At 70.8% G+C, this 26,554-nt stretch carries 29 protein-coding genes, 1 tRNA gene and 1 pseudogene; 9 read left to right on the top strand and 22 right to left on the bottom strand.

Features of this window, described 5'->3' with window-relative positions; all coding sequences use genetic code 11:
• Nucleotides 1–22 precede the first annotated feature (22 nt).
• On the top strand, nucleotides 23–952 hold the full coding sequence (locus P2T37_RS07325; protein WP_276236146.1) for an ABC transporter substrate-binding protein: 930 nt from the start codon (nucleotides 23–25) through the stop codon (nucleotides 950–952).
• Here P2T37_RS07325 and P2T37_RS07320 read toward each other — a convergent pair.
• The 7 genes from P2T37_RS07320 to P2T37_RS07290 all read right to left on the bottom strand — a co-directional run bounded on the left by P2T37_RS07320 (nucleotide 949) and on the right by P2T37_RS07290 (nucleotide 7,613).
• On the bottom strand, nucleotides 949–2,004 hold the full coding sequence (locus tag P2T37_RS07320) for a pyridoxal-phosphate dependent enzyme (RefSeq protein WP_276236145.1): 1,056 nt from the start codon (nucleotides 2,002–2,004) through the stop codon (nucleotides 949–951). The genes P2T37_RS07325 and P2T37_RS07320 overlap by 4 nt on opposite strands.
• A 42-nt stretch (nucleotides 2,005–2,046) precedes the next feature.
• Nucleotides 2,047–3,003, bottom strand: coding sequence for a succinylglutamate desuccinylase/aspartoacylase family protein (locus P2T37_RS07315; RefSeq protein ID WP_276236144.1), 957 nt, complete (start codon nucleotides 3,001–3,003; stop codon nucleotides 2,047–2,049).
• 98 nt (nucleotides 3,004–3,101) lie between these two features.
• Entirely contained in the window at nucleotides 3,102–4,562 is a 1,461-nt protein-coding gene (locus P2T37_RS07310) for an NCS2 family permease (protein WP_276236142.1), read from the bottom strand.
• Nucleotides 4,563–4,712: 150 nt separating this feature from the next.
• Nucleotides 4,713–5,423 carry a phosphoribosyltransferase family protein gene (locus P2T37_RS07305; RefSeq protein ID WP_276236141.1) on the bottom strand — a complete coding sequence of 237 codons (711 nt, stop codon included), beginning with the start codon at nucleotides 5,421–5,423 and terminating at the stop codon, nucleotides 4,713–4,715.
• 70 nt (nucleotides 5,424–5,493) lie between these two features.
• Nucleotides 5,494–6,387, bottom strand: coding sequence for an ABC transporter permease subunit (locus P2T37_RS07300; protein ID WP_276236140.1), 894 nt, complete (start codon nucleotides 6,385–6,387; stop codon nucleotides 5,494–5,496).
• Nucleotides 6,384–7,292: an ABC transporter ATP-binding protein gene (locus tag P2T37_RS07295; protein WP_276236139.1), complete on the bottom strand. Its 909-nt coding sequence runs from the start codon at nucleotides 7,290–7,292 to the stop codon at nucleotides 6,384–6,386. Before P2T37_RS07295 ends, P2T37_RS07300 begins: the two co-directional genes overlap by 4 nt.
• Nucleotides 7,293–7,349: 57 nt before the next feature.
• Nucleotides 7,350–7,613, bottom strand: a complete 264-nt coding sequence (locus P2T37_RS07290) for a DUF7967 family protein (RefSeq protein WP_276236138.1) — start codon at nucleotides 7,611–7,613, stop codon at nucleotides 7,350–7,352.
• Between the two features lie 94 nt (nucleotides 7,614–7,707).
• Here P2T37_RS07290 and P2T37_RS07285 point away from each other — a divergent pair, with 94 nt between their 5' ends.
• The 4 genes from P2T37_RS07285 (at nucleotide 7,708) to P2T37_RS07270 (ending at nucleotide 10,404) form a co-directional block, all read left to right on the top strand.
• Complete coding sequence (locus P2T37_RS07285) at nucleotides 7,708–9,129, top strand: RecJ family nuclease (protein ID WP_276236137.1); 1,422 nt, start codon at nucleotides 7,708–7,710, stop codon at nucleotides 9,127–9,129.
• Between the two features lie 145 nt (nucleotides 9,130–9,274).
• Nucleotides 9,275–9,595: a DUF5783 family protein gene (locus tag P2T37_RS07280; protein ID WP_276236136.1), complete on the top strand. Its 321-nt coding sequence runs from the start codon at nucleotides 9,275–9,277 to the stop codon at nucleotides 9,593–9,595.
• A 68-nt stretch (nucleotides 9,596–9,663) separates the two neighbouring features.
• Entirely contained in the window at nucleotides 9,664–10,029 is a 366-nt protein-coding gene (locus tag P2T37_RS07275; protein WP_276236135.1) for a NifU family protein, read from the top strand.
• 93 nt (nucleotides 10,030–10,122) lie between these two features.
• Nucleotides 10,123–10,404: a DUF6360 family protein gene (locus P2T37_RS07270; RefSeq protein WP_276236134.1), complete on the top strand. Its 282-nt coding sequence runs from the start codon at nucleotides 10,123–10,125 to the stop codon at nucleotides 10,402–10,404.
• Here P2T37_RS07270 and P2T37_RS07265 read toward each other — a convergent pair.
• On the bottom strand, nucleotides 10,401–10,967 hold the full coding sequence (locus P2T37_RS07265) for a 5' nucleotidase, NT5C type (protein ID WP_276236133.1): 567 nt from the start codon (nucleotides 10,965–10,967) through the stop codon (nucleotides 10,401–10,403). The two genes, P2T37_RS07270 and P2T37_RS07265, sit on opposite strands and share 4 nt — an antisense overlap.
• Before the next feature lie 111 nt (nucleotides 10,968–11,078).
• Between P2T37_RS07265 and P2T37_RS07260 the strand changes: the two genes are divergently transcribed.
• Together P2T37_RS07260 and P2T37_RS07255 are read left to right on the top strand one after the other, a co-directional pair.
• Complete coding sequence (locus tag P2T37_RS07260) at nucleotides 11,079–11,750, top strand: phage tail protein (protein WP_276236132.1); 672 nt, start codon at nucleotides 11,079–11,081, stop codon at nucleotides 11,748–11,750.
• Entirely contained in the window at nucleotides 11,750–12,202 is a 453-nt protein-coding gene (locus P2T37_RS07255) for a phage tail protein (protein WP_276236131.1), read from the top strand. Before P2T37_RS07260 ends, P2T37_RS07255 begins: the two co-directional genes overlap by 1 nt.
• Here P2T37_RS07255 and P2T37_RS07250 read toward each other — a convergent pair.
• The 11 genes and pseudogenes from P2T37_RS07250 to P2T37_RS07205 all read right to left on the bottom strand — a co-directional run bounded on the left by P2T37_RS07250 (nucleotide 12,199) and on the right by P2T37_RS07205 (nucleotide 23,622).
• Complete coding sequence (locus P2T37_RS07250) at nucleotides 12,199–13,428, bottom strand: MBL fold metallo-hydrolase (protein ID WP_276236130.1); 1,230 nt, start codon at nucleotides 13,426–13,428, stop codon at nucleotides 12,199–12,201. The two genes, P2T37_RS07255 and P2T37_RS07250, sit on opposite strands and share 4 nt — an antisense overlap.
• A 46-nt stretch (nucleotides 13,429–13,474) precedes the next feature.
• Nucleotides 13,475–13,747: a WNWW family protein gene (locus P2T37_RS07245; RefSeq protein ID WP_276236129.1), complete on the bottom strand. Its 273-nt coding sequence runs from the start codon at nucleotides 13,745–13,747 to the stop codon at nucleotides 13,475–13,477.
• A gap of 101 nt (nucleotides 13,748–13,848) precedes the next feature.
• Nucleotides 13,849–14,463 carry a 30S ribosomal protein S7 gene (locus P2T37_RS07240; protein WP_276236128.1) on the bottom strand — a complete coding sequence of 205 codons (615 nt, stop codon included), beginning with the start codon at nucleotides 14,461–14,463 and terminating at the stop codon, nucleotides 13,849–13,851.
• Nucleotides 14,463–14,885 (bottom strand): 30S ribosomal protein S12, encoded by a 423-nt coding sequence (locus P2T37_RS07235; protein WP_276236127.1) that lies wholly within the window; start codon nucleotides 14,883–14,885, stop codon nucleotides 14,463–14,465. Before P2T37_RS07235 ends, P2T37_RS07240 begins: the two co-directional genes overlap by 1 nt.
• Before the next feature lie 52 nt (nucleotides 14,886–14,937).
• Nucleotides 14,938–15,120 carry a hypothetical protein gene (locus P2T37_RS15525; protein ID WP_465261735.1) on the bottom strand — a complete coding sequence of 61 codons (183 nt, stop codon included), beginning with the start codon at nucleotides 15,118–15,120 and terminating at the stop codon, nucleotides 14,938–14,940.
• 210 nt (nucleotides 15,121–15,330) lie between these two features.
• Nucleotides 15,331–15,756 (bottom strand): annotated as a pseudogene (locus P2T37_RS07230) (NusA-like transcription termination signal-binding factor); the annotation flags it as partial.
• 84 nt (nucleotides 15,757–15,840) lie between these two features.
• Nucleotides 15,841–17,049, bottom strand: a complete 1,209-nt coding sequence (gene rpoA2 / locus P2T37_RS07225; protein ID WP_276236126.1) for a DNA-directed RNA polymerase subunit A'' — start codon at nucleotides 17,047–17,049, stop codon at nucleotides 15,841–15,843.
• A complete protein-coding gene (locus P2T37_RS07220; protein WP_276236125.1) occupies nucleotides 17,042–19,999 on the bottom strand; it encodes a DNA-directed RNA polymerase subunit A' in 2,958 nt (985 codons plus the stop codon). Before P2T37_RS07220 ends, rpoA2 begins: the two co-directional genes overlap by 8 nt.
• Before the next feature lies 1 nt (nucleotide 20,000).
• Nucleotides 20,001–21,827, bottom strand: a complete 1,827-nt coding sequence (gene rpoB, locus P2T37_RS07215; RefSeq protein ID WP_276236124.1) for a DNA-directed RNA polymerase subunit B — start codon at nucleotides 21,825–21,827, stop codon at nucleotides 20,001–20,003.
• 1 nt (nucleotide 21,828) lies between these two features.
• Nucleotides 21,829–23,394 carry a DNA-directed RNA polymerase subunit B'' gene (locus P2T37_RS07210; RefSeq protein ID WP_276236123.1) on the bottom strand — a complete coding sequence of 522 codons (1,566 nt, stop codon included), beginning with the start codon at nucleotides 23,392–23,394 and terminating at the stop codon, nucleotides 21,829–21,831.
• Complete coding sequence (locus tag P2T37_RS07205) at nucleotides 23,395–23,622, bottom strand: DNA-directed RNA polymerase subunit H (protein WP_276236122.1); 228 nt, start codon at nucleotides 23,620–23,622, stop codon at nucleotides 23,395–23,397. It lies immediately after the preceding gene.
• A gap of 246 nt (nucleotides 23,623–23,868) precedes the next feature.
• On the opposite strand from P2T37_RS07205, the gene P2T37_RS07200 reads away from it, so the two are divergent.
• Nucleotides 23,869–23,941 (top strand) — tRNA-Asp (locus tag P2T37_RS07200).
• A 266-nt stretch (nucleotides 23,942–24,207) separates the two neighbouring features.
• Nucleotides 24,208–24,777: a HalX domain-containing protein gene (locus tag P2T37_RS07195; protein WP_382211827.1), complete on the top strand. Its 570-nt coding sequence runs from the start codon at nucleotides 24,208–24,210 to the stop codon at nucleotides 24,775–24,777.
• Here the strand turns inward: P2T37_RS07195 and P2T37_RS07190 are convergent.
• The 3 genes from P2T37_RS07190 to P2T37_RS07180 are packed head-to-tail and all read right to left on the bottom strand — an operon-like array spanning nucleotide 24,774 to nucleotide 26,520.
• On the bottom strand, nucleotides 24,774–25,124 hold the full coding sequence (locus P2T37_RS07190) for a fluoride efflux transporter FluC (RefSeq protein ID WP_276236120.1): 351 nt from the start codon (nucleotides 25,122–25,124) through the stop codon (nucleotides 24,774–24,776). The two genes, P2T37_RS07195 and P2T37_RS07190, sit on opposite strands and share 4 nt — an antisense overlap.
• A complete protein-coding gene (locus P2T37_RS07185) occupies nucleotides 25,112–25,492 on the bottom strand; it encodes a fluoride efflux transporter FluC (protein WP_382211109.1) in 381 nt (126 codons plus the stop codon). The genes P2T37_RS07190 and P2T37_RS07185 overlap by 13 nt, the downstream gene beginning before the upstream one ends.
• A gap of 20 nt (nucleotides 25,493–25,512) precedes the next feature.
• A complete protein-coding gene (locus P2T37_RS07180; protein WP_276236118.1) occupies nucleotides 25,513–26,520 on the bottom strand; it encodes an ATP-binding protein in 1,008 nt (335 codons plus the stop codon).
• Nucleotides 26,521–26,554: the final 34 nt, after the last annotated feature.

Below are 26,554 nucleotides of genomic sequence, written 5' to 3'. Positions count from 1 at the left end.
GGCGGGCGCGGTAGCCGCGCGCATGGACGTGACCGTCGCGCTGGACTGGACGCCGAACACGAACCACGCCGGCTTCTACGTCGCCGCCGACCGGGGCGCGTACGCCGACGCGGGCCTCGACGTGACGCTCGAATCGCCCGCGCTCGACGGCTACGAGCGGACGCCAGCGAGGAAGGTCGCGGAGGGCGAGGCCGACTTCGCCGTTGCGCCCTCCGAGAGCGCCGTCAGCTACGCGACGCTCGACCGCCACGACTCGCTGGTCGCCGTCGCCGCGCTCGTCCAGGGGGACACGAGCGCCGTGGCCGTGCTGGCCGACTCCGACATCGAGCGCCCGCGCGACCTCGACGGGGCGACGTACGCCTCATACGGCGCGCGCTTCGAGGACCACATCGTCGCACAGCTGATACGCAACGACGGCGGCGAGGGGACCTTCGAGACGGTCGAACCGGAGATGCTCGGCGTACCGAACACGCTGCTCGACGGCGACGCCGACGCGACGTGGGTGTTCATGCCGTGGGAGGGCGTCCGCGCCCGCCGCGACGGCATCGACCTGCGCGGCTTCGGGCTGTCGGAGTACGACGTGCCCTACGGCTACACGCCCGTCCTGCTCGCGCACCCCGACACCCTCGACGAACACGGCGACGCCGTGCGCGAGTTCCTCGCCGCCACGGCCGAGGGGTACGAGGCGGCCGCCGCCGACCCGGAGGGGGCGGCCGACACCCTCTGTCGGATTGCCGAGGGCCCCGACCTCGACGACCCCGAGTTCGTCCGCGAGAGCGCCCGCGAACTCGCGCCGCACTACCTCGCCGACGGGGAGTGGGGCCACATGGACGGCGACCGCTGGGCCCGGTTCGTGGACTGGCTCCGCGGGGCCGGCGTCCTCGACGCGGCCTACGACGAGGGGGTCGCGCCGCCCGCGCCCGACGACCTGTACACGAACGCCTACCTCTAGGTCTTCATCCCCGACCCGGTGAGCGGGACGACCACGTCGTCGTCCGGGGCGATGACCCCGCGCTCGCGGTAGACGTCGAGGGCCGCGGGCGCGACGGCACACGTCGGCTCCGTGTAGAAGCCGTTCGCGTGGAGGCGGTCGTACGCCTCGCGGACCCGGTCCTCCCCGAGCGCGATAGCGTCGCCGTCCGTGGCGTCGATGGCGTCGAGTATCTGTCCCTTCCGCGCCGGTTCGCGTATCCGTATCCCGTCCGCCATCTCGTTCGTCGTCTCTCCTCTCCCGTGGCGTTCGGCGGCGATGGGCGCGTAGCCGGCGGCCTGTGCGCCGAGGAGCTTCGGGACGGAGTCGGTCCAGCCCGCGTCCTTCAGCGCGCGGAAGCCGCGGTAGGCACCCAGAAAGAGCGTGCCGTGCCCGAGCGGCGTCACGACGGCGTCGGGGACGGTCCAGTCGCGCTGGGCGGCCACCTCGTAGGCGAACGTCGCGGTGCCCGCGAAGAACGCGGGGTTCCACGCGTGGCTCGCGTACCAGCCCTCGCCCGCCTCGACGGCCGCGATGCAGGCGTCGGTGACGGCCTCGCGCGACCCCTCGACGCGGACCACCTCGGCGCCCGCGCGCTCGACGGCGCGCACCTTCGAGGGCTTGACCGAGGCCGGGACGTAGACGCTCGCGTCGATGCCGGCGCGGGCCGCGTAGGTGGCGATGGCCGCGCCCGCGTTCCCGGAGGAGTCCTCGACGACGCGCTCGACCCCGCGCTCGGCGGCGAGCGAGAGGGTCGTCGTCGCGCCGCGGTCCTTGAACGACCCCGTCGGGAAGACGTACTCCAGTTTGAACTCGCAGTCCCACGGGTCGCCCTCGGTGAGGGGGGTGAAGCCCTCGCCGAGCGTCACCTCGGGACCGGTCGGGAGGAACTCCTCGAAGGCCCACAGCCCCCGGGTCGCGTCGACGGCGGGGTCGCCGTCGGGGAGCGGGCGGTCGGCGAAGTCGAGCGGCGCGCCGCAGGTGCAGCGCCAGCGGTCCTCGTAGGCGGCCCCGCACGCGGAGCATTCGAGCATGGCCGGGGCTGGGGGGCCTCGGGCTTTGTCGGTGTCGGTCGCTCAGTAGGAGTCGATGTCCGTGGCGACCGAACAGACGTACTCGCCGGTGGCGACCTGCGGGAGCCGCCGGGAGCGCCAGAAAACGCCGTCGCCGTCGGCGGTGACGGTGTCCTTGACGGTGCCGAACGCGTCCGTCACCTCGAACAGCGTGTCGCCGCGGCTCACCTCCTCCTTCAGGTCGGCGGCGAAGTCCACCAGCCCGCCCGCGGGGGAGCCGTACTGGTCGAAGCCGCCGGCGCGGACCTGCTCGTTCGACTCGACCTCGCCGGGGAGGAAGCCGTACTCCGTGAGGACGTTCATCGTCCCGCGGACGCCGAGGCGGACGGATTCCTCGTCGAAGCCGACCGCGCCGCCGAGTTCCGGGTCGATGGTCGGGACGCCCTCGTCCGGCGCGGCGCGGGCGAGTTGGCCGTCCGGCCCCTTCTGGTCGAGGACGTAGCCGCAGTCGAACGTCTTGGCGAGTTCGAGACACTCGCGGTGGAGGCGGTGGCGGCGGCCACACCGCACGCGCGTCTCGTTTATCATCCGGCTGGTCGAGCCCTGGTGGAGGTCGAGCGCGAGGTCGGCGTCGGCCGCCGCGGAGAAGGTGGCGTGCGCGATGCGCTCGGACGCCGTGCCGTTATCGTCGCCTGGATACGCGCGGTTCAGCTTCGTGTCGTCGATGGGGTTGCGGTGTTCGGCGACCTGGAAGCCGTACCAGTTCACGATGCCGACGACGACCACCTCCCCCGCGAGGTCGGCGGGGTCGAGGCGCGGGACGACCCGGCGGACGACGCCGAGGCCGTTGAGTTCGTCGCCGTCCGATACCGCCTGCACGTAGAGGGTCTTCCCGTCGGCCTCGCCGTTGACGACACAGACGGGAAGCGAGACCTCGGAGCCGTCGCGGGCCTCGCCGACCGGGAGGCGACCCACGGCTTTCTCGCCGGGGGCGGCCGTGGCCGTTCCGAGGGTTGTCATTACCGAGAAATCGGGTCCCACGCCCGCTTTAAGTTACTGATACCCGCCGGGTTTTCCGGCGGCGGGGACGGACGCCGGGCGCGGCCGGAACGCCCCGTTCAGTTCCCGATACCGGAGAGGACGCCGCCCGTGCGGACGACGAAGTAGACGACGAACAGCGCCGCCAGCACCACCTGCAGCGGCCGGATGTCCTCGAACTCGCCGGTCGCGGCCTTCACGATGGGGTAGGTGATGATGCCCGCCGCGATGCCGTAGCCGATGTTGTACGTGAACGGCATGATGAGGACGGTCATCCCCGCCGGGGCCGCGTGGGTCACGTCGTCCCACTGGATGTCGGTGAGGTTGCCGAGCATGATGACCGCGACGACGACCAGCGCGATGTGGCTGGCGTACAGCGGGATGAAGGCCGCGAGCGGGACGATGGCGAGCGACCCGAGGAACAGCAGCGCGACGACGAGCGCCGTCATCCCCGTGCGGCCGCCCTCCTCGACGCCGGTTGCGGACTCGATGTACGTCGTCACCGTCGAGGTGCCGAGCATCCCGCCGACCGTGGTGCCGATACCGTCCGACAGCAGGGGCTTTTCTATCTCCGGGAGGTCGCCGTTCTCGTCGAGGAAGCCCGCGGCCTGCCCGACGCCGGTGAGCGTCCCCGCGGTGTCGAAGAAGTCCACGAAGAAGAACGTGAACACGACGAGCGCGAACGCGAACGCGTCGAGGTTGGCGGCCGGGTCGCCGACGAGCCCGGAGACGAACGCGCCCGCGAGCGGCCGGATGTCGTAGTCGGGGCTCGTCAGCGCGCCGGCGTCGAAGCCGCCCTGCTGTATCGCGGGCGAGGCGACGACGCCCGGCTGGACGAGGCCGGCGAAGGTGACGACGACGCCGGCGAGCGTCGTCGCGAGGATGCCGATGATGATGGAGCCGCGGACGCCGCGGGCGTACAGCGCGAAGGTGAAGAACAGCCCCAGCACGGAGAGGATGGCGACGGGGTCGCTCGCCACCCCGCCGAGCGTGATGTACGTCGCCGGGTCGTTGACCACGATGCCCATCGCCTCCAGCCCGATGATGGCGAGGAAGGCGCCGATACCGGCCCCGACGGCGAACTTCACCGGCTCCGGGAACGCCTCGATGACGTACTTGCGGACGCCGGCGACGGTCAGGAGGACGAAGATGATTCCCTCCACGAAGACGGCCGCGAGCGCCGTCTGCCACGGGACGCCGAGCGACCCGACGACGGTGAACGCGAAGAAGGCGTTCAGCCCGAGGCCGGGCGCCTGCGCGAACGGCCGGTTCGCGTACAGCGCCATGATGAGCGTCGCCGTGAACGCCGAGAGGATGGTGATGACGGCGAGCTTCTGCTCTATCTGCCCGGCGGTGAGTCCCTCGATGGCGATGCCGTCGAGGAACTCCGTGCCGGGCTGGTCGGTCATGATGGAGGGGTTCACCACGACGATGTAGCTCATCGTCAGGAACGTGGTTATCCCCGCCCGTATCTCCCTGTCGAGGTTCGTCCCGTGCTCGGCGAACCCGAAGTAGTCGCCGAGGGTCTCGCGGATGCCCATGTGGACGGGGGTGCGTGCAGGGTCGTGTTAAGATTTGTCCTCTCCGACGCGTCGTTATACACGGACGCGGATAGTCCCGTGGTACCACACGTCGAACAGTTCGGCACAGTGACGGTGCCGGGAGGGGCTGGGGCCGTGCCGCTCGCCGACTCAGAGCGAGGCGAGCGCGCCGACCGGGGCCTCCACGCGGTCGCGGGCGCGGTCGATACCCTCGTCGCCGGCCGCGATGAGCGCGAACACGCCCGCCACGTCGGCGCCGGCGCGGTCGGCGATGTCGAGCAGCAGTTCCTGCGTCTCGCCCGAGCGGATGAGGTCGTCCACGACGAGCACCGAGTCGCCGGCGTCGATGGCCTCCGCGGGGAGGTAGTAGGTGAGTTCGATGCCCGAGGCGAGCCGCTGGCGCGACTCGATGAACTCCTCGACGGCCGTCTCCTTCGACTTCTTCGCGTAGGCGACGGTCGCGCCGTAGTGGGCGGCCATCGCCGCGGCGAGGGTGATGCCGTCCGTCGCGGCCGTCAGGACCACGTCGGGGCGCTCGAAGCCGAACGCCTCGCCGGCGACGGGCGCCACGAGGTCGAGGAGGGACTGGTCGAAGACGACCCGCGAGTTGTCGATGTAGCCGTCGGCGTCGCGCTCGATGCGCGCTTCGAGTTCGGCCTCGAGCGTGTCGCGGCCGACGCCGGCGACGATCTCCTCGGCGCGCTCGACGCCGGGGAGGACGTGGCCGTTCACGTAGCGGTTCAGGTCGCCCGCCGGCAGCCCCGTCTCGGCGGCGAGTTCGTCGTACGTCCGCGTCTCCTTCAGGGTGCGCAGGACGTCGACGGCCCGGAGCTGGAGCGCGGCCTTCTCTGCGCGGTTCATGGTACTATGCATATTCGTGCATGTATGGGGGTTTCGGTCCCCGCTCGCGGGGAAGTACCCACGCCCGTGGCTACAGGTCCGCGCGCTCGAAGGCGAGGTAGCCGAGCGCGACGGGCACGACTATCCACAGGAGCAGGATAGCGACGAACGCGCCGTCCGTGAGATAGACGGGGAGCTCTCCGAACTGCTGGACGTAGGTCCGTCGCGACGGCGGCGAGAAGAAGGACAGCTGGACGGGCGGGGAGCCGACGTTCGAGGCGACCATCTCGTACGCGCCGAGGGGGTTCGCCGCCCGGAGCAGGAAGTACACCTCGAACACCGTCCGGGTGCCGAGCGACAGCTGGTTCGCGGCGACGGTGGCGAGGCGGTTCGCGACCTGTCCCCACACGAGCGCGAAGACGGCGAAGGGGACGAACGTGGCGACGACGGCGCGCCGCGAGGAGTCGGCCGCGGCGCTCGCGCCCAGCCCGACGGCGACGAAGACCAGCCCCACGAGCACGGTCAGGAAGGCGAACAGCAGGTAGTCGCCCGGCCGGAGCGGGACGCCGGCGAGCGAGAACGCCGGCACCGCCGCCAGCAATCCGAGCAGGACGGGAACGGCGACCACCGCGCCGCGCCCGAGCAGTTTCCCGACGACCACGTCGAGCCGCGAGTGCGGGAGCGCGAGCAGCAGTTTCAGCGACCCGGACTCGCGCTCGCCGACGACGGCGGCGTACGCGACCACCGCGCCCGTCAGCGGGACGAGCAAGCGGGTGACGCCCGAGAGCCCGCGCAGGAAGCTGTTCGAGGTTATCTGCCGGCCCTGGACGGTGCCGCCGCCGAGTTGGTTCGCGAACAGCGCCGCGGCGCCGACGAAGAAGACGACGAACGCCGCGCCGACGACGAGCAGCGCCCGCGACCGGAGGGCGTCCTCGAAGTCCTTGCGCGCCACCGCCCGCACGGAGTCGGGGTCGAGGTCCGTCATCGCTCGGCCTCCGTGTAGGCGGCGAACACGTCCTCCAGCGACGCCTCGGCGGTCGCGAAGTCGGTCACCGTCGCGCCGGCGTCCTCGACGGCGTTGACCACCTCCATCTTCGCGTCGCCCTCGTAGCTCACGACGAGGCGGTCGCCCTCCGCGCGCGCCTCGGTGACGCCCGCGACGGCCGCCGCCGCCTCGACGGCCCCGTCCGTGACGCCCTCCGTCTCGACGGTGAGCCGAGTGCCCGCCCCCGACTTCTCGCGGAGGCCCTCGACGGTATCGACGGCGACGAGGTCGCCGTCGCGGAGGATGCCGACGCGGTCACAGACCGCCTCCACCTGCCCGAGGACGTGGCTGGAGAAGAAGACGGTCGCGCCGCGCTCGGCCTCCTCGCGGACGATGGTCCGCATCTCGCGGGCCCCGTTCGGGTCCAGTCCCGTCGAGGGCTCGTCGAGGACGAGCAGGTCCGGTTCGCCCGCCAGCGCCATCGCGAGCGCCAGCCGCTGGGTCATCCCCTTCGAGAAGCCGCCGGCCTTCCGGTCGACGGCGTCGGCGAGGCCCACGCGGTCGAGCAGGGCCTCGGGGTCCTCGCCGCTCCCCTTCGACTCGACGGCGAACTCCACGTGTTCGCGCGCCGTCAGCCGGTCGTACGTGTCGAACCCCTCGGGGAGCACGCCGGTGCGCTCGCGGACGGCGCGGCTCTCCGCCCGGGCGTCGTGGCCCAGCACGCTGACCTCGCCCTCGGTCGGCCGGACGAAGTCGAGCAGCACGTCGATGGTCGTCGATTTGCCGGCCCCGTTCGGCCCGAGGAAGCCGTACACCTCCCCGGACTCGACGGTCATGTCGAGGTCGCGGAGGGCGACGACGTCGCCGAACCGCTTGGTGACGCCCGACAGCTCGATGGCGGTCATGGCGGCGCTTCCGCCCGCCGACCTAAAGGGTTTCACGTCCGCGGACGGCCGGAGGCGTTAAATCTCGTCGTCCGGGTCGTGGTCGGTCGCGACGCGGGCGGCCTCCTCGCGGTAGCGCTCGACCGTCCCCTCCTCGACGGGTTCGAGGTCGTCCGGGTCGTGTTCCTTCGCCGCCGTCACCGAGACGCTCCCGTTGGCGATGGCGGTCATCGGCACCTCCTTCGTCACCGCGCGTTCGCCGTCCGGCGTCGCGTACACGAGCGTCACGAGGTCCCGGTCGTTGTACGTCCGCTCGACGAGCCAACAGCGCGTTTCGCTCATAGCGTCGCTGGGAGGGCGGGGACCGTAGTCCTGACGCGTCAGGTCGGCGGGTCGGGGCGGAGGTTTAAACCCGGAAACGGCCAACCCCCACACGATGAGTACGGCTCCGGTCCCCGAGATGGCCGACCGCGCCGCGGCCTGCGCCGAGCGCCTGCGGGCGGCCGGCCGCGTGCTGGTCGCCTCCCACATCGACGCCGACGGGCTGACGAGCGCGGCGGTCGCGGACACGGCGCTCGAACGCGCCGGCATCGCCCACGAGCAGGTGTTCTTCAAACAGCTGGACGCGGAGGCGATAGCGAGCCTCGCGGCGACCGACTACGACACCGTGCTGTTCACCGACTTCGGCTCCGGCCAGTTGGACGACATCGCCGTCCACGAGGAGCGGGGCGACTTCGTCCCCGTAATCGCGGACCACCACCGGCCGGCCGAGGACGCCGACACGGAGTTCCACCTGAACCCCCTGCTGTTCGGCATCAACGGCGCGCGGGAACTGTCGGGCGCGGGCGCGGCGTACGTCCTCGCGCGGGCGCTCGAAGGGGCGGGGACGGACAACCGCGACCTCGCGGCCACGGCCGTCGTGGGCGCGGTGGGCGACATGCAGGACTCCGACGGGGAACTGACGGGCGCGAACGCCGCGCTCGTCGCGGAGGGCGTCGAGTCCGGCGCGCTCGCGGAGGCGAAGGACCTCGCCGTCTACGGGAAACAGACCCGGCCGCTCCCGAAGCTGCTGGAGTACGCGACCGACACCTACGTCCCCGGCATCTCGAACTCCTATTCGGGCGCCGTGGACTTCCTCGACGGCCTCGACGTGGACTGCCGGGGCGACGAGACGGAGTGGAAGCGATGGGTGGACCTGACCGACGGGGAGCGACAGGCGGTGGCGAGCGCGCTGGTGCGCCACGCCGTCAAGCGGGGCGTCCCCGCCGACAAGATAGAACGGCTCGTCGGGACGACGTACACGCTGGCACACGAACCCGAGGGGACGGAACTGCGCGACGCCTCGGAGTTCTCCACGCTCCTGAACGCGACGGCCCGCTACGACCGCGCGGACGTGGGGCTCGCAGTGTGTCTCGGCGACCGGACCGGCGCGCTGGAGACCGCGCGGAAACTGCTGCGCACCCACCGCCGGAACCTCTCCGAGGGGCTGAACTGGGTGAAGCGCGAGGGCGTCACGGACGCGGGCAACGTCCAGTGGTTCGACGCGGGCGACGAGATACGCGAGACCATCGTCGGCATCGTCGCCGGGATGTCGATGGGCACCAGCGGCGTGGACCGCTCGAAGCCCGTCATCGCCTTCGCCGAGGAGAGCGCCGAGGAGACGAAGGTGTCCTCGCGCGGGACGGGCGCGCTCGTCCGGAAGGGGCTCGACCTCTCGGCGGTGATGGGGGAGGCGTCCGCGGCCGTCGGCGGCGGCGGGGGCGGTCACGACGTGGCCGCGGGGGCGACCATCCCGGCCGGCACGGAAGCCGAGTTCGTCGAACACGCGAACCGCATCGTCGGCGAGCAGCTGGGATAGCGGGGCGGAAGTGGTCGCGGCGACGCACAACCGCACGCGGGCGGGGCGAGCGGACCCGAAGCGAGGGGGTTCGCCCTCGGGAAGCGCGGTCCCCGGACGTGGGCCGAATCGCCCCGTTTTTGCCGGCACCCGCCGACTGGCGGGTATGACGCTCGACCCGGAGACCTTCGAGGCGGAGAAGTACGTCGAGTACTTCCCGAAGCTCCAGCAGGCGTACAAGAACGCCTTCTCGCGGATGAACGAGGAGTACGACTCGACGCTGATCCACGGCATCGACCAGGCCGTGCTCAACGAGTCGGAGCCGTTCTACGAGGGCGACGGCGAGTTCCGGGTCGAGCTGCCGCCGAACCCCCACGAGCGGCTGGACGGGGTCGTCGTCGTCGAGGAGGAGACGCTCGACGCGGTGCTCTCGGCGTACACCGAGGCCATCAGGGCCGAACTCCGCCGGGTCTTCGACGTACAGTAGCGCACGCGGTCGATAGCAGCGCGCACGGAGGGACAAGGCCTAAGCGTCGCCGTCACGTACGCGCGTTCATGAGCACGGAATCCGCTGACGGCGACGACCTGCGCGACCGCATCTCGAACTTCCTGCGGCGCAACTTCCCGCAGATCCAGATGCACGGCGGCAGCGCGGCCATCCAGGACCTCGACCGCGAGGCGGGCTCGGTCACCATCCAGCTCGGGGGCGCGTGTTCGGGCTGTGGCATCTCCCCGATGACCATCCAGGCCATCAAGTCCCGCATGACGAAGGAGATACCCGAGATCACGACGGTCCACGCCGACACCGGCATGGCCGCCGGCGGCGGCGACGGGATGGGCGGCGGCAACGTCTCGCCGTCGTTCCCCGGCGAGACCTCCGGCGGCAGCGAGGACGACGAGGGGCCGCAGGCCCCCTTCTGAGCCGCGGCGGATTCCCCCTTTCATCGCCCGTTTTTCACCCCGAGTAGCCGCGCCCGTCGCCACCCTTAGGCCCGGCGGCGCCGTGGCACGGACATGGCAGACCGCATCATGCGCGTGAACGCGTACACGACGCTCGACCTCGTGGACGCCGAGGCCGAGGGCCACGGCTTCGACGAGGAGGCGCTCGCGACGGTGAACGTCACCTCGCCGCGAAACAGTCCCACGCACGTCGAGTTCGCGATGGAACTCGACAACACCTCGCTCGACACGCTGCCCGCCCACGCCGACCGCCTCCGGCTGACGCCCGACCAGGCGCGCGAACTGGCCGCGGCGCTGGAGGAGGAGGCCGAGAGCGTCGAGGCGGCGCGCGACTAGCAGAACAGGTCGGTCACGTCGTCCCACCCGTCCACGACGTGGGCGCCGGCACAGGCCGCCGGGTCGGAGTAGGGCTGGCGGACGAGGACGCCCGCCTTCCCGGCGGCGAGCGCGTCCGCGACGTTGCCGTGGTAGTCGTCGAGCAGGGCGTCGCCGTCGAGGTGGCCCTTGTTCGCGGGCACGTCGTGGACGAACCGGTCGTACTCGACGCCGTGGTCGGCGAGCCAGGCCTTCGACACGTCGTGCGTCTCGGGAATCCGGTGGGTGGCGATGTGGACCTCGTAGCCCGCGTCCGAGAGCGCGGCCATTCCCTCGGCGACGCCGGGGAGCGGGTCGAGGCCGCCGAGGAACCACTCCGGGCGTTCCTCCATCAGTTCGACGATGACCTCGCCGATGTGGGCGTGCGCGTCGTGGCCGGGGACGCGCCACGACCACGCGTCGACGTCCGCGGGCGCGACCGAGACGCCGTACTCCGCGTCGAGGTACTCGCAGGCGCGCGGTAGCTGGGCACAGACCGTCCCGTCGAGGTCGACGAGGACGGTCGCCGGCGGCTCGGGAACCATACCGGGCGTAGGCGACGGACGGCTATCCGGGTTACGCTCGACCGCGGAAACACTCAATACCGCGCTCGGCGTCTGTCGCTCGACCATGTGGGACGAGCGGGGGTGGACGGCGTGAGCGGGCGACGACCGAAGAAGGGCCCCGACGAGCCCGAAGAACCGAACCGGCACCCGCGGCGGCCCGACGGGCCGTTCGACGGGAAGAAGGGGGGCGACCGGGAGTCGGTCGGCGACGACCCCGATCCGGTCGAGGAGGGGTCCGAGCCGACCGACGGAAACGCGGAGGAGACGACGAAAGACGACGACGCGCCGCCCGAGAACGACGACACGCGCGACGAGGAGCGCCCGCCCCGGACGCGACCGTACCCGAACGTCCGGTTCCTGCTGGGGATAGACGGCTTCCCCGAGGCGGGCTTCAGCGCCTGTCGGGTGGGCGGCTCCGGGACCGAGCCCCTGCGCTACCGCGAGGGGAACGAGCCGCTCGACTACCGGCTCGTCCCCGGCACGACGACGTACGAGCCGGTCCTGCTGGAGCGGGGCGTCGGCGACGCGGCGGCGCTTGCCGGCTGGCGCCGGCTGGTCGAGCAGGGTCGAATGAACGAGGCGCGCCGCGACGTCGAGGTGATACTGCTCGACGAGGCGGGCAACCCCGGGCCGCGGTGGGAGCTACGGGCGGCGTGGCCCGCGCGCTACGTCGCGCCGGACCTCGACGCCCGCGACGGCGACGTGGCGGTAGAGACGCTCGAACTCGTCCACGAGGGCATCGAGCGGACCGGGGTGGAGTGATGGCCCGGCCGGCCGACCCGCCGACGGCCGACCGCTTCACCGTGGAGGCGGCGGGGCTGGAACCCACCGGCTTCTCGGAGGTCCGGGGGTTGGAGGCGACCGCCGAGCGGCGCGACGTGCCGCTCGCCGACCTCGTGCCCGACTGGGTGGCGTCGCTCGTCGGCGACGGGACGGTGAACCGCCTCGTTCCCGTCTCGCCGACCCTCGTGCTCGTGCGGGCGGCGGACAGCGACGGGACGCTCCGGGCGTGGTTCGACGGCTACATCGACGGGAGCGTCGGCGCGCGCACGGTCCTCGTCTCCCTGCTCGACGCCGACGGCGAGGCGGTCGCGCGGTGGAAATGCGAGAACGCGGTCCCGGAGCGGTGGGTCGGCCCGCACCTCCGGACCGACCGCTCGACCGTGGCCGTCGAGTCGCTCGAACTCGCCCACGACGGAGTGAAGCGCGCCTAGACCTCGACGGTCGCGCCCAGGTCGGGCGCGCTCGCGTCGTAGCCGTCCGCCCGGAGTTCGTCGGCGAACGCGCCGCAGCGGTCGCCGTGGTTGACGAGCACCGTCGCGTCCCCGTAGCTCGACAGGAAGGAGAACAGGCCCTCGCGGTCGGCGTGTGCCGAGAAGTCGAACGAGTCGCGGCGGGCGGCGACACGGAGCCGTCGGCCGTCGATGTCGGCGCTGCCCGTCTCCAGCAGTTCGCGGCCGGGCGTCCCCGCGACCTGGTAGCCGGAGAAGGCGACGAGGTTCGCGGGGGAGCCGGCCACCTCGGGGACGTAGGTCATCGCCGGGCCGCCGTTCAACATGCCGCTCGTGGTGACGACGACGGTGTTCTCGGCCGCGATGCGTTTCCGCTGGCCGTCGCGACCCGTGACCGTCCGCGCGTTCTTGCGCGCGCCGCGGAGCGCGTCGTGATCGCGGACGTAGTCGGGGTGGCGCACGAGCGTGTCCAGCACCTCGACGCCCATCCCGTCGACGTAGGGGTCGAGGCCGTGGGCGTCACAGACCATGAGTACCTCCTGCGTCCGGCCGATGGCGAAGGCGGGGACGACGACGGTGCCGCCGCGGACGACCGTCTCGCGGACCGCCTCGGCGAACCGCTCCTCGACGCGGGCGCGGGGGTCGTGCGAGACGTCGGAGTACGTGGACTCGCATATCACGACATCCGCCTCGGGCCGGGCCGTGGAGGCGGGGACGAGCCGCTGGTCGTCGGTGTGGAAGTCGCCGGTGTACAGGAGGCGGGTGTCGCCGTCGTCCACGAGGACGTGGGCGCTCCCGGGGATGTGGCCGGCGTCGTACAGCGTCACCTCGTAGCCCGCGGCCTCGAACGGCTCGCCGTAGCCGTGTTCGACCGAGGCCTCGCCCAGCCGGTGGACGTCGGGTTCGGCGAAGGGACACCGCGGGGTGTTGCCGTGGAGCTTCAGCGTGTCGCGCGCGAGCAGGGCGGCGAACTCGTGGGTCGGCGGGGTCCAGTGGACCGGCGGCCGGTCCGTCCCCGACAGGAGCGCGGGCACTCCGCCGGCGTGGTCGAGGTGGCCGTGCGAGACGACGACCGCCTCGGGGTCGCAGTCGAGCGGCCACCCCGGCGGCTCCGTCGGCTTCGCGCCGTAGTCGAGCAGCAGCGCGTCGTCCACGAGGACGGCGCTGCGGCCGACCTCCCCCGCGCCGCCGAGGAAGTCGAGTTTCATGCGTCGAGAAGGGGACGGAGCCGTGAAGGCCCGTCGGTCCGGCGCGTCACCGCTCGGCCCACCGACGCACCTGGAAGCGGGCGTAGTCGCCGTGGCTGACCTCCAGCGCGCCGAGCCACCAGTTCCAGCGGTCCGCGGGGCCGCCGTCGGGCGCGTCCGCGAGCTCGCCGAGGACGACGTCGGCCGTGAGGTCGTACCCCGCGTCGCGCGCGAACACGCCCTCGTCGGCCATGTCGCCGACGCTCCGCGCGACCGCCCGCCGCTCCGCCTCGCTCCCGCCGAACCGTTCGAGCCGGTCGGCGAGGTCGCCCGTGTTCACGGACGGAGACAGGGGGTCTGCCTACTTCACTGTACGGCCGGCGGCGACGGGACGCGTCGCTTCCGGGCGGGGAAAGCGGGAGAAACCGCAGACGGGACGGCTTAGCGGGCGGCGGCCGCGACGCGTTCCTTCTCCTCCTTCTGGTTCACCGCGTACGTCTGGACGTCGTAGTTGGCCGCGCCGACGAGCTGGGAGGCCAGCGCCTCGGCGGCGGGGGTGGTCGTCTTGAACGACGAGCCCTGTACGCCCTCCGCGATGAACTTCAGCGCCTGGTCGACGCGGCGCTGCGGGGCCACGTCGACGGCCTTCGGGACGGAGATGCCGCCGTACTTCAGGCGGACGGTCTCCTCGCGCGGGCCGGAGTTCTCGACCGCGCGCACGAGCACCTGCACCGGGTTCTCCTCGGTGCGCTCGTGGACGATGTCGAAGGCGTCGCGGACGATGCGCGTCGCCTGCTGCTTCTTGCCGGTGTTCTCCTCCGTCTGCATCAGACGGTTGATGAGCCGCTCGACGATGGAGAGCTCCGACTTCTTGAACTGCTTGTTGGCGTGCCGGCCCTGCGTGTGGGCGATGGGCGTGACGGTGATGTACCGGCGGGTGGAGGGGTCGCGGTACTCGATGTCGTCGACGTCCCAGACGCCGAACAGCTGGGCGGAGACGCGCTCGTCGTCGGTGGAGGCCGGGGCTTCCGGCTCCGGGGCTTCTTCCTCGGACATTATCGCACCGGCTTCTCCGCGTTCCCGCGGACGAGTTCCTTCATCGAGACGCCGTTCACCTTCTCGACCTTGTAGTTGACCGCCGAGAGGTCGCCCATCGCGCGGCCCTTCGCGCCGCCGATGCCCGCGATGGTCACCTCGTCGTGCTCGTCGATAAAGGAGATAGCGCCGTCGCCGGGACAGAACGCCGTGACCTGCTTCCCGTTCTTGATGAGCTGCACCCGGACGCACTTCCGGATGGCCGAGTTGGGCTGTTTCGCTTCGATACCGACCTTCTCCAACACGATGCCGCGGCCCTGGGGCGCCCCTTCGAGGGGGTCCGTCCCGAGTCCGCCGGCACGTCGCGCGTAGTCCGAGTCGGACCACCGGTGCTTCTGGCGGTCCTTCTTCAGCTTACGCGCGGCGTACTTGCCGTTCGCCATAGTGTAGATGAGTTCCCGACGGAGCTACTTAAGCGTCCTCTTTCGACCCGCCTCAGGCGAGTTCCACGTCGTCCAGGCCGTAGTACTCGGCCGCGAGCAGCCGGGCCAGCCGGATGCGCTCCCCGCCGGAGCCGATGGCGAGCCCGCGGTCCTCCTCGGCGACCTCGACGTAGGCGACCCCGCTCGCCGAGACGGTGACGTTCCGTACCTCGGCGGGGGCGAGCGCGTTCTCCACCAGACCGGCCGCGTCGCCGGCGTACTCGACCACGACGACCGGCCAGCCGAGGTCGTCGCGGAGCGTGCGGCGGGCCCCCGTCACCTCGTCGCGCGTGCCCGCGGGCACGAGCACGACGAGCCGCTCGTCCGTCGGGTCGAACAGCGCGTCCGCCGGCTCCGTCCCCGTGGCCTCGGCCACCGCGTCGAGCACCGAGTCGGGTTCGGGGACGAGTTCGACGGCGTCCACGTCGAAGTGCCGGGCGGCGAGCCGCTCGGCCATGCGGATGTTCTCACCACCCGAACCGATGGCCGCGCCGAAGTCGGCGGCGTTCACCTCCGCGTACGCGACCGTTTCGGTTCCGTCCTCCGTCTCGCGCTCCGTCACGGTCACCTCGTACACGGCCGCCGGGCGCAGCGCGTTCGCCACGAACGGTCCCGCGTCGTCGGCGTCCTCGACGAGTTCGACCCGCTTGCCGACCCGCTCCTCGACGCCCGAGACGGTGCGGCCCTGCGGCCCGATGGCGTCGGCCATTCCGCCGGCCGCGACGACGAAGACGACGCGGTCGTCCTCCACGAGGCAGTCGCGTATCGTCGCCCCGGACTCCTCCTCGAAGAAGCCGATGAGCCGACGCGCGTCGTCCGAGAGCCGAATCACACCGCGGCTACGGGACGAGGGGGTAAAAACGGTGGCGCGGGTCCGACGCGGGGACCCGGAAAACGGGGGAAGCGGGAGGGCCGACTAGTCGTCGGCGCTCTCGGGCGAGGCGCGGCCGGCGCCCATCCGGAGGTCCACGTCGCCGGTGCCCAGCTTGATGGGCTTGCCGACGATGACGTTCTCCGTGACGCCGTTGAGGTCGTCTATCTCGCCGTGGATGGCCGCGTCGAGCAGGTGGTTGACGGTCACCTCGAAGGCGGCGCGGGCGAGCACGGACTCCTTGTTGCCGGAGATCCCGTGGCGACCGATGGACTCGATCTCGCCGCGGTTCGTCATGATGTCGGCGACGAGCATCAGGTGGCGGACGTTCACGTTGTCCAGCCCCTGCTCCTCCAGCGTGTGTCGCGTCTCGTTGATGAGCGACTCGCGGGCGGCCTCGATGCCGAGGTTGCGGTGTATCTCGTGGATGTTGTTACACGTCGAGCGCGAGGGGTCCACGCCCTCTATCTTCAGGGTCTTACCGAACGCCGACCCCTCCGTGTGGAGGACGAACTCCTCGTCGCCCGACTCGACCTCCTCCTTGCGGATGACGACGCGCGACACGTCGTCGATGCCCTTGAACACGATGTCGCGGAGCTCCTCCACCAGCTGGAGGAGTTCGCGGTACGACGGCTGGTCCGGGCCGAACTCGACGGTGGTCGGCTCCGGCCGAGTCGTCTCGACGCCGAGGTTCGACTCGATGATGCCGGCGACCTCGGCGACGATCTCGTCGAGGTCGTCGTAGGTGGGCCACCGCTCGCGGAGCGTGTCCTCGTTGAGGTCGACGCTGACGAGCATGTCCGCGACGTTCGTGGACACGTCGCCGAGCGCGAGCACGCGCGTCGCCTCGATGCGCCAGACGACCTCGTGGGCCTTCTCGCGGTCGGTCGCGTGCTCCTCGTCGAGGTAGACGTGCATCGTCGGCGTGTCCGGCGTCTTGCGGGCGTCCACCAGCTCGATGAGCCGGGGGAGCCCCTGCGTCACGTCGATCTCGGCGACGCCGGCGTAGTGGAACGTGTTCATCGTCATCTGCGTCCCGGGTTCGCCGATGGACTGCGCGGAGACGGTGCCGACGGGGTCGAGCGGGTCGACGCGGGTGTCGAGGTAGCGCGACTCGACGGCCGTGGCGATGTCCTCGGCCTGGTCGAGGCTCGCGCCCTTCTCGTCGACGACGCGGTACACCTCCTCGCGGAGGCGCTTCGGCAGTTCGGTGTCCTCGACGACCGCGCGCACGTCGTCGCTCGGGTCAGTCATCCGACTCCACCTCCGTGCCCGCGGCGCCGGTGCGCCACGTGTCCTGGTGCTCCGAGAGGTTCGTCTCGAGGGTGCGGCCCTTCAGGAAGGACTCGCGCTCCTCGTCGTCCTCGAATTCCGCGTCCATGACGCGGGCGGCGATGTCGTCCACGTCGATGGGGGTGTCCTCGTCGTGGGCCACCTGCGTCGTCGAGGTGCCGTCCTCGCCGAACTCGAACTGGACGATGTTGTCGCCCGTGTCGCGGACGGTGCCGTCGTACTGCGTCTCCAGCTCGGAGAGGGCGTTGATGAGCCGGCGCTGGAGGTAGCCGGACTTCGAGGTGCGGACGGCGGTGTCCACGAGCCCCTCGCGGCCGCCCATCGCGTGGAAGAAGAACTCGCGGGGGTTGAGCCCCTGCCGGTACGACGACTCCACGAAGCCGTGGGCGTCGGCCGAGAGGTCGTCCTTCTTGTAGTGGCTCAGCGTGCGGTCCTCGTAGCCGCGGTTGATGCGCGAGCCGCGGACGGCCTGCTGGCCGACACACGCGGCCATCTGCGTGAGGTTCAGCATCGAGCCGCGGGCGCCCGAGCGGGCCATGACGACCGCCGGGTTGTCCTCGTCGAGGTGCTCGTCGGCGATGTCGCCCGCGGAGTCGCGGGCGCGACCGAGCGCCTGCATGATCTTCATCTCCAGCGTCTCGTCGACCGTCCGGCCGGGGAGCGATTCGAGCTCGCCCGCCTCGTACGTCTCGATGAGCTTCTGGACGCGCTCGTAGGCGTTCTCGATGGCCTCGCCGATCTGCGCCTCGGCCTCCGCGTCCACCGACTCGTCGTCGATACCGATGGAGAAGCCGAAGTGCATGATGGCGCGCATCGCGAGCGTCGCGATCTCGTTGATGAACACGCGCGAGCGGGTGTTGCCGTACACCTTCGTGATGGTGTCGACGACCTCGCCGCCGAACTCGCCGACCTCGTCCTCCGCGATGGTGCCCTCGATGAGCTGGCCGTCCTCGATGACGACCGGCTCGCCGACGGTCCCCTCGAACTCCATGTCGAGGTCGTCGGGGAGCAGTTCGGAGAAGACGGTGCGGCCGGTCCAGTACTCGGCGCCGTCCTCCTCGCCGTCCGCGGGCGGGAGTTCGTCGATGGACGTGGCGCGAAGCAGGTCGAGCGCCTGCGTCTCGTTGAACCGCGGGTTCTCGTGGGTCAGCAGGTACATCCCGGAGATGTGGTCCTGGATGGCCCCGATGATGTTCTCGCCGAACCGCGGCGAGAGGATCTGCTCCTGGACGCGCATCAGGACGCGCGCCTCGGCGCGCGCCTCCTCGTTCTGGAGCGCGTGCATGTTCATCTCGTCGCCGTCGAAGTCGGCGTTGTACGGCGGACAGACGACGGTGTTCAGCCGGAACGTCTTGTACGGCATCACCACGACCTCGTGGGCCATGATGGACATCCGGTGGAGCGAGGGCTGTCGGTTGAAGATGACGACGTCGCCGTCGATGAGGTGGCGGGAGACCTCCCAGCCGACCTGCACCTTCTCGGCGAGCTCCTCGCAGTTCTTCTCGGTGACCTTCAGCCGGCGGCCGTCCGGGCGTCGAACGTAGTTCGCGCCGGGGTGCGTCTCCGGCCCGTTGGCGACGTAGCGCCGGGCGTCGTCGAGGTTCCGGTCGTTGACGTTCATCGTCTGGGTCATCTCCGAGGCGACCCGGTCCGGAACGCCGACCTCGTTCAGCGAGAGGGTCGGGTCCGGGCTGATGACGGTCCGCGCCGAGAAGTTCACGCGCTTACCGGACAGCGAGCCGCGGAAGCGGCCCTCCTTCCCCTTCAGCCGCTGGGAGAGGGTCTTGAGCGGGCGGCCGGAGCGGTGACGCGCCGGCGGCGTGCCCGAGATCTCGTTGTCCATGAACGTCGTGACGTGGTACTGGAGCAGCTCCCACAGGTCCTCGATGATGAGCTGCGGGGCGCCCGCCTCGCGGTTCTCCATGAACCGCTGATTGATGCGGATGATGTCGACCAGCTTGTGGGTGAGGTCGTCCTCCGAGCGCTGGCCGTTGTCCAGCGTGATGGAGGGACGCGCCGTCACCGGCGGCACGGGCAGGACGGTCAGGATTATCCACTCCGGCCGGGACTTGTCGGCGTCGATGCCGAGCGTGCGGATGTCCTCGTCCGGGATGTCCTCGAACCAGTCGCGGATGTCCGAGGGCATCAGCTTGTTCATGTCCTCCTCCGTGAGGTCGATGTCGAGCGCCTTCTCCAGCGCCTTGCGGTCCTCCTTCGTCGGGCGGAACTCGCCCGACATTATCTCGTTGATGCGCGAGACGTCGATGCCCGTCTCCTCGGCGAGGTCCGTGGGCGCGACCGGCTCGCGCTCCTCGGCCTCCTCCTCGTCCTCGTCGCCGACCGGACGGCCCTCCATCGCGGCCGCGATGGTCTCGGAGTACTCCGCCGAGAGCACCTCCTGCACCTCGTAGTAGGTCGTCGGCTTCTCGTGCTGGATGTCGTACTGCTTCTCGCCGCAGTGCGGGCAGTTCGACGCCTTGCGGGCCTGCCGGATGGCGGCCTTCGTCACGTCGCCGAGGTCCTCGCCCAGGCTGCGGGTCTTGCGCAGCTGCGACTGGAACTCGTCTGCCTCGTCCTCGGTGAGACAGAGCCGCGAGCACTCGCGGCACGTCCCGCGGAGCAGCCGGCGGATGAGCTTCGAGAACCCGACGTGGATGACGGGCGCGGCCAGCTCGATGTGACCGAAGTGGCCGTTACACGACCCGGAGTGCTTGCCGCACGTCTTGCACTCCAGCCCGGGGTCGATGACCCCGAGGCGGGGGTCCATCAGCCCCATGTCGATGGGGAAGCCGTCGTCGTCGTAGGTGTCGGCCGTGATGACCTTCGTGGCCGACATCTCGCGGTACTCCTCGGGGTCCATCAGCCCGAAGCTGAGCGAACCGATCTGTTTGGGGGCTTGTCCTGTGCTCATGTTAGACTGCGTCCGCCAGTTCGATGCGCGGCGCGATGCCGAGCGCCTTCATCTCGTCCAGGAGGAGCTTGAACGCGTAGCTCATCTCGACCTCGTGGACGTCCGTCTCCTCCTCGCAGTTCGGGCAGTACACCCGGCGCTGCTCGACGTTCTCGACCGCCGTCATCCCGCAGTTGCCGCAGACGTGGATGAACTCGCGGTCCGACTCGTCGAGGAGTCGCTCCTTCAGGGCCATGGCCGCGCCGTGCCCGATGAGCACGTCGCGCTCCATCTCCCCGACACGCAGGCCGCCCTCGCGGGCGCGGCCCTCGGTGGGCTGGCGCGTCAGCACCTGTACCGGGCCGCGGGAGCGGGCGTGGATCTTGTTCGAGACCATGTGGTAGAGCTTCTGGTAGAAGATGACGCCGACGAATATCTCGGCCTCGATCTTCTCGCCCGTCACGCCCGAGTACATGACCTCCTTCCCGTTGGACTTGAAGCCGTCCTCCACGAGCGTGTCGCGGAGGTCCTCCTCGTCCTCGCCCGTGAAGGCGGTGCCGTCGACGCGGCGCCCCTCCAGCGAGCCGACCTTGCCGCCCAGCATCTCCAGGATGTGGCCGACGGTCATCCGCGACGGGAGCGCGTGGGGGTTGACGATGAGGTCCGGGACGACGCCGTCCTGCGTGAACGGCATGTCCTCCTGCGGGGCGATGTGGCCGACGACGCCCTTCTGGCCGTGCCGGCTGGCGAACTTGTCGCCGAGTTCCGGGATGCGCTCGTCGCGCACGCTGACCTTCGAGAGCTTCGAGCCGTCCTCGCCCTCCATCAGCGTCACCGTGTCCACGACGCCCGACTCGCCCGAGCGCATCGTCACGGAGGTCTCCCGGCGCTTCTGCGGGGAGAGCCCGCCCATGTCGTCCGGCTCCTCCAGGAACCGGGGCGGGGAGGTCTTCCCGAGCAGCACGTCGTTCTCGCCGACGCGCGTCTCGGGGTTGACGAGGCCGTCCTCGTCGAGGTGGTTGTACGCGTCCTCGCCGCGGGCGCCGCGCACGTCCTCGTCGGGCACCTCGAAGCGGTCCTCCTGACCGCCGGGGTAGCGCCGTTCCTCGCCCTCGTAGGTCCGGAAGAAGTGCGAGCGGGCGAGCGCGCGGTCGATGGAGCCGCCGTTGAGCACGAGCGCGTCCTCGATGTTGAAGCCCTCGTAGGACATGACGGCGACGACGAAGTTCTGTGCCGCCGGGCGGTCGTCGTACCCGATCTGTTCGGTCGTCTGCGTCTTGACGAGCGAGAGCTGCGGGTAGTGGAGGAGGTGCTGGCGCGTGTCGGGGCGGATGCGGTAGTTCGCCGCCGGCAGGCCGAGCGACTGCTTGATCATCCCCGACCCCATGGTGATGCGGGGCGAGGCGTTGTGCTCGGGGTACGGAATCATCCCCGCGCCGATGCCGAAGATGAGCTGCGGGTCCACCTCCAGGTGGGTGTGGTCCTCGGTCAGCTCGTCGGCCTCGACGGCGACGAGGATGTCCTCCTCCTCCTCGGCGTCGATGTACTCGACGTAGCCGCGGTCCACGAGGTCGTCGAAGGAGAGTTCGCCCTCCTCGACGGCCGCGAGTTCCTCCTCGGAGGCGAGCGTCTCGCCGCCCTCGACGACGAACAGCGGACGGCGGGCGCGACCCGCGTCCGCGTTGATGATTATCTCGTTGGTCCCCTCCTTGACGGAGACGTTGACCATCTCGGAGACCTCGCCGCGGCGACGGGCCTCGCGGACGCTGTTCGCGAGTTCGTGCGGTTCCGGGTGGGTCCCGATGAGGGACCCGTTGACGTACACCTTGGATTCTCGTTGGCTGCTCATATCAGTCGTCGGCCGGCGGCGCGTTCACGGTCTCGATGCCGGGAATGCCGTTGACGCCCATGGAGGCGAGTTCGCGCTTCAGTTCCCCTTCGTCCTCGACGTTCTGGGAGAGCTCCATGGCCTGCGCGAAGTTCTTCACGAGGCCACAGTTCGGCCCCTCCGGGGTCTCGGAGGGACAGATGCGACCCCACTGGGTCGCGTGGAGGTCGCGCGCCTCGAAGTGCGGCTGGGAGCGCGACAGCGGCGAGCGGAGCCGGCGCAGGTGCGAGAGCACACCCATGTAGTCCGTCCGGTCCACGAGCTGGGAGACGCCCGAGCGGCCGCCGACCCAGTTGCCCGTCGCGATGGGGTGTTCGAGCCGCTCGGTCAGCACGTCCGAGCGGACGACGGTCGAGACGGAGAGCTTCCGGTTGCGCATGTTCGCGCGTTCGAGCTGGTACTTCACGTCGCGCGAGAGCTTGTTCAGCGCCGTCCGGAACAGGTCCTTCATCAGGTCGCCGCTCACCTTCAGCCGCTTGTTCGCGTAGTGGTCCTTGTCGTCGGACTCGCGGCGCTGGAGGGCGAGTTCGAAGCAGGCCTCCGCCATCCGGCAGAGGTACACCGCCTTGTTCATCCGGGTCTCCTCGTCCTCGATGTCCTCCTCGTGGAGGTGCGGGAGGAGGTAGCGGTCGATGACGTAGTTCGCCCGCTTCAGCTGGTAGTTCTTCCCCTGGCCGGAGGCGACGCGCTTCCCGAGCGTCTCGATGGCCTCCGAGGTCGACTGGACCTCCGCGGCCTCCAGGTTCTCCAGCATGAACTTCACGATCTCCGGGTCGTCGGAGACGCGGTGGACGATCTCCTCGTCCGACTCCAGCCCGAGCGCGCGAACGAGCGTCACGAAGTTGATGCTCCCCGAGACGGAGGGGAACGACACCTCGAGCAGCCCCTGTCGGTTCCGTTCACAGAGGACGAGCGCGCGGTAGCCGCGGCGCTGGGAGAACGTCTTCGCGACCTGGATCTCGTCGCCGTACTTCGTGTCGTACTCGGCGAGGATCTTGTTCGGCGCGAGGTCCTCGCTCGTCATGAGGACGCGCTCGGAGCCGTTGACGATGAAGTAGCCGCCGGGGTCGGCGGGGTCCTCGCCGATCTCGATGAGTTCCTCGTCGGTGAAGTCCGTGATGTTGCACTTCGCGGAGCCGACCATGATGGGCATGCGCCCGATCTTCGTCTCCGCGGTGTCGACGACCTGTTCGGGTTCCTCGTCGCCGCCGCGGACGATCTCCATCTCCATGAACACCGGCGCGGAGTAGGTGATGTTGCGCAGGCGTGCCTCCTGCGGGTACAGCAGTTCCTCGGAGCCGTCGGCCTCGCGGACGCGCGGCGTCTCGATGCGCACGTCGCCGAGGTCGACGCGGACGGGTTCCTGCCCCTCCTTGTCGCCGATGTCGGTGTTGATGCTCTCCTTCTCGTCCACGACCCGCTGCATCCCTCGGTTGAGGAAGGCGTTGAACGAGCGGAAGTGGTGCTCTGCGAGTCGGTCCCGCGAGAAGTACTCCCGCGAGACGGCGCGTCGCTGTTGTCGGTCCATTTATTCTATCACCAGTCGATAGACGACGGCTCGGTCCGTCGTCCGGGAGTCGCGGACGACCTCGACGACGTCGCCCACCTCGGCGTCGTCGGGGAGTGCCGCGTCCTTGCGTTTGATTTTCGGCAAGTCTGTGCGTTCGATGTCGTACTCGGCGAGCACCTCCTCGAGGTCGTCGTCGTCGACGACCGTGTGCTCGGGGACGAGGTTGTGTTGGCTGACGTCTACCATGTGTGGCTCTGACCGGATGGAGAAGCTATCACGAGATACTACAGAGCGTTACTTTCCTGCGACGCAAAACGCTTTCGGAACAGCGCGGGGGCTGTCGCTCGCCGGCCCCGCCGTGGGGGACTGCCGATACCATCGATTGGACGGCGTCGGTACAAGACTCTTGTGTCCGTGTGACGGGAAGCCACACCGCCCCGCCCGCGCTTGGAAAGCCTTATGAGTAACACCGGGCTACCCGATAATGCGTCGGCCCGGGTGGTGTAGTGGCCCATCATACGACCCTGTCACGGTCGTGACGCGGGTTCAAATCCCGCCTCGGGCGCTTTCTGTTGCGGACAACACGAAGGAGGAGCGGAGCGACGAGTGAGTCGTCCGCAACGAAGCAACCTCGGATTTGAAGCAGAGAGCGAAGCGAGCGACCGTGGTTCAAATCCCGCCTCGGGCGCTTTCTGCGACGACCGCTTCGCAGCGGCCGCGATACTGTCTCCCGTCTCCGAGTGAGTCGAGAACCGACTTCCTCCCAAAACCTCATACTCCCCGGCGGTGAGTCACCGGTGTGCAACCGGACTCACGCTCGGGGGGGCCGCGGTGAGCGAGCGGCCGACGGTGCTCGTCATCGACGACGAGCCCGACCTCGCCGACCTGTACGCGGCGTGGCTGACCGACGAGTACGACGTCCGGACCGCCTACGGCGGCGAGGAGGGCATCGACGCGATGGACGGCGACGTGGACGTGGCCCTCATCGACCGGCTGATGCCGGACCGCTCGGGCGACGAGGTGCTCGACCGCTTCCGCGAGGGAGGGTACGACTGCCGGGTGGCGATGGTCACCGCCGTCGAACCCGACTTCGACATCATCGAGATGGGGTTCGACGACTACCTCGTGAAGCCGGTCCGGCGCGACGAGCTACAGGAGGCCGTCGAGGCGCTGTTGTCGCGCTCCGCGTACGACCGGCAGGTGCGCGAGTACTACGCGCTCGTCTCGAAGCGCGCGGCCCTCGAAAGTCAGAAGGGCGACCGCGAGCTCGCCGACAGCGAGGCGTACGCCGAACTCGTCGCGGACATCGACCGGCTGCGCGGCGACATCGACGCGACCCTCTCTGAGTTCACGGCCGACGACTTCGAGGCGGAGCTCCGGCGCCTCGACGAGGACGGCTAGAACAGCCCGCCGAGCAGCCCTCCGACCGTGACCCCGAGCAGCGCGAGCGCCAGCGTCGCGACGGCGTTGCGCGTCGCCGCGCGGACGAACCCGTCCTCCGCCAGCCGAACCGTCTCGAACGCGAACGACGAGAACGTCGTGAACGCGCCGCAGAAGCCGGTCCCGAGCGCGAGCGCCGCGGCGTCCCCGACCGGCGCGGCGAGGACGACCCCCAAGATGAGACTGCCGAGCGTGTTCACGGCGAGCGTGTCGGCCGTCGCGCGCTCGACGCGCTCGCTCACGAGGTGGCGACAGACCGCGCCCGCCGCCCCGCCGACGGCGACGAACAGTGGAATCACGACAGCCACCCCGCCACGGCCCGTCCCCCGACGACGGCGAGGAAGCCGAGCGCGTAGGTCGCGGCGACGTTGCCGGCCGCGAGCGCGGGCGGCAGCGCCGCCGTCTCGGCGGCGAACGTCGAGTAGGTGGTAAAGGAGGAGAGGAAGCCAGTGCCGGCGACGAGCCGCACCCGCGCGGGCACCGCGTCGCGGAGGCGACGCTCGTACAGCAACACCCCGAGCAGGAACGCGCCGAGGACGTTCGCCGCGAGCGTTCCAAAGGGGAACCCAGCGGGGAGCGTCGCGTCGGCCGCGAGGGCGACGGCGTGGCGACAGACCGCGCCCGCGGCCCCGCCCCCCGCGACGAGCGCGAGCGTCGTCGCGCGCTCCCGGTCCATACCCACGACTCCGGGGCGACCTACTCGTAGCCGTCGGTTCCGAGCCGCGGCGCGCCGCCGCCGTGGGGCGTCGCCCGTTCGGCGACCCGGACGCCGTGGGCGCGCTCCGTCGCGTCGTCGAAGACGAGCGCCTCGCCGACGCCCGCCGGGATGCGGTCCGCGACGGGACCGTCCACGTACGCGCCGCGCGCGCCGGCGACGGCCCCGGTGTCGGCCCGGCCGGTCAGCCGGTGGGCGACGAGCAGGTCGGCCTGCGAGACGGCGGTCGCGGGGAGCGCGTCGGGCCGCTGGGTGGCGAGGACGACGGAGACGCCCGGCGCGCGGCCCCGCGTGAGCAGGCGGTCGAGCGCCGGGCGTGCCGCCCCGCCGAGGAAGGCGTGGGCCTCGTCCACGAGGAGCCACGGGAGCGGTCCCTCGTCCGCGACCCGGCGCTCGTACAGCCCCGCCGCGACGGCCCGGACGACGGCGTTGGCCGCCCGCTCCGGCACTCCGGCGAGGTCGAGCACCGTCGGCTCCGTCGGGGCCGCGAGGCCCGCCGGGTCGAAGACGTCCCACTCCCGGGCCCGGGCGAGGCGGGTTCCCGCGACGCGGCACGTGTCCGGGGACGCGTCGCTCCCGGCGACGTGGTCACACATCCCGGCGAGCGTCCCGGTCGCGCGGGCGGCCGCCGCCACGAGCGCCCCGGACCCGGTCGTCGCGTCGAGGCCGACGAGGCCGGGCCACTCGGCGGGCGGTATCGCGTCGGCCCGGACCCGCGGCTCGCGGACGGTCGCGCCCGCCCCGCGGAGTCCCCGGAACGCGCCCATCGGGTCGACCACGACCGGGACCGCGCCCGCGACCCCGCACAAGCCTTCGGCGAGCACGGCGAGGGTGTTCGACTTCCCGCTGCCGCGTTTGCCGACGACACAGGCCGCGTGGGGGCGGGCACAGTCCAGCCGCACCCGCGCGCCCGCGCTCCCGTCGCGCGCTCGGTAGCGGCCGAGCGGGAGCGCCGGCCCGTCGCCCTCGCGGCGTCCGATGACGGTCACGGGGCGGGTGGCCGCGGCATCGGCCTTGAACCCC

It is taken from the genome of Halosegnis marinus, assembly GCF_029338355.1.
Lineage (GTDB): Archaea > Halobacteriota > Halobacteria > Halobacteriales > Haloarculaceae > Halosegnis > Halosegnis marinus.
The sequence above is the reverse complement of the archived record's forward strand: the minus strand, read 5'-3'. Positions and strand labels throughout refer to the sequence as shown.

Excerpts from the sequence above, each read along its gene's own strand:
- P2T37_RS07325 (WP_276236146.1), top strand. The coding sequence starts at position 23 with ATGGACGTGACCGTCGCGCTGGACTGGACGCCGAACACGAACCACGCC.
- P2T37_RS07320 (WP_276236145.1), bottom strand. The coding sequence starts at position 2,004 with ATGCTCGAATGCTCCGCGTGCGGGGCCGCCTACGAGGACCGCTGGCGC.
- P2T37_RS07315 (WP_276236144.1), bottom strand. The coding sequence starts at position 3,003 with ATGACAACCCTCGGAACGGCCACGGCCGCCCCCGGCGAGAAAGCCGTG.
- P2T37_RS07310 (WP_276236142.1), bottom strand. The coding sequence starts at position 4,562 with ATGGGCATCCGCGAGACCCTCGGCGACTACTTCGGGTTCGCCGAGCAC.
- P2T37_RS07305 (WP_276236141.1), bottom strand. The coding sequence starts at position 5,423 with ATGAACCGCGCAGAGAAGGCCGCGCTCCAGCTCCGGGCCGTCGACGTC.
- P2T37_RS07300 (WP_276236140.1), bottom strand. The coding sequence starts at position 6,387 with ATGACGGACCTCGACCCCGACTCCGTGCGGGCGGTGGCGCGCAAGGAC.
- P2T37_RS07295 (WP_276236139.1), bottom strand. The coding sequence starts at position 7,292 with ATGACCGCCATCGAGCTGTCGGGCGTCACCAAGCGGTTCGGCGACGTC.
- P2T37_RS07290 (WP_276236138.1), bottom strand. The coding sequence starts at position 7,613 with ATGAGCGAAACGCGCTGTTGGCTCGTCGAGCGGACGTACAACGACCGG.
- P2T37_RS07285 (WP_276236137.1), top strand. The coding sequence starts at position 7,708 with ATGAGTACGGCTCCGGTCCCCGAGATGGCCGACCGCGCCGCGGCCTGC.
- P2T37_RS07280 (WP_276236136.1), top strand. The coding sequence starts at position 9,275 with ATGACGCTCGACCCGGAGACCTTCGAGGCGGAGAAGTACGTCGAGTAC.
- P2T37_RS07275 (WP_276236135.1), top strand. The coding sequence starts at position 9,664 with ATGAGCACGGAATCCGCTGACGGCGACGACCTGCGCGACCGCATCTCG.
- P2T37_RS07270 (WP_276236134.1), top strand. The coding sequence starts at position 10,123 with ATGGCAGACCGCATCATGCGCGTGAACGCGTACACGACGCTCGACCTC.
- P2T37_RS07265 (WP_276236133.1), bottom strand. The coding sequence starts at position 10,967 with ATGGTTCCCGAGCCGCCGGCGACCGTCCTCGTCGACCTCGACGGGACG.
- P2T37_RS07255 (WP_276236131.1), top strand. The coding sequence starts at position 11,750 with ATGGCCCGGCCGGCCGACCCGCCGACGGCCGACCGCTTCACCGTGGAG.
- P2T37_RS07250 (WP_276236130.1), bottom strand. The coding sequence starts at position 13,428 with ATGAAACTCGACTTCCTCGGCGGCGCGGGGGAGGTCGGCCGCAGCGCC.
- P2T37_RS07240 (WP_276236128.1), bottom strand. The coding sequence starts at position 14,463 with ATGTCCGAGGAAGAAGCCCCGGAGCCGGAAGCCCCGGCCTCCACCGAC.
- P2T37_RS07235 (WP_276236127.1), bottom strand. The coding sequence starts at position 14,885 with ATGGCGAACGGCAAGTACGCCGCGCGTAAGCTGAAGAAGGACCGCCAG.
- rpoA2 (WP_276236126.1), bottom strand. The coding sequence starts at position 17,049 with ATGACTGACCCGAGCGACGACGTGCGCGCGGTCGTCGAGGACACCGAA.
- P2T37_RS07220 (WP_276236125.1), bottom strand. The coding sequence starts at position 19,999 with ATGAGCACAGGACAAGCCCCCAAACAGATCGGTTCGCTCAGCTTCGGG.
- rpoB (WP_276236124.1), bottom strand. The coding sequence starts at position 21,827 with ATGAGCAGCCAACGAGAATCCAAGGTGTACGTCAACGGGTCCCTCATC.
- P2T37_RS07210 (WP_276236123.1), bottom strand. The coding sequence starts at position 23,394 with ATGGACCGACAACAGCGACGCGCCGTCTCGCGGGAGTACTTCTCGCGG.
- P2T37_RS07205 (WP_276236122.1), bottom strand. The coding sequence starts at position 23,622 with ATGGTAGACGTCAGCCAACACAACCTCGTCCCCGAGCACACGGTCGTC.
- P2T37_RS07185 (WP_382211109.1), bottom strand. The coding sequence starts at position 25,492 with ATGGACCGGGAGCGCGCGACGACGCTCGCGCTCGTCGCGGGGGGCGGG.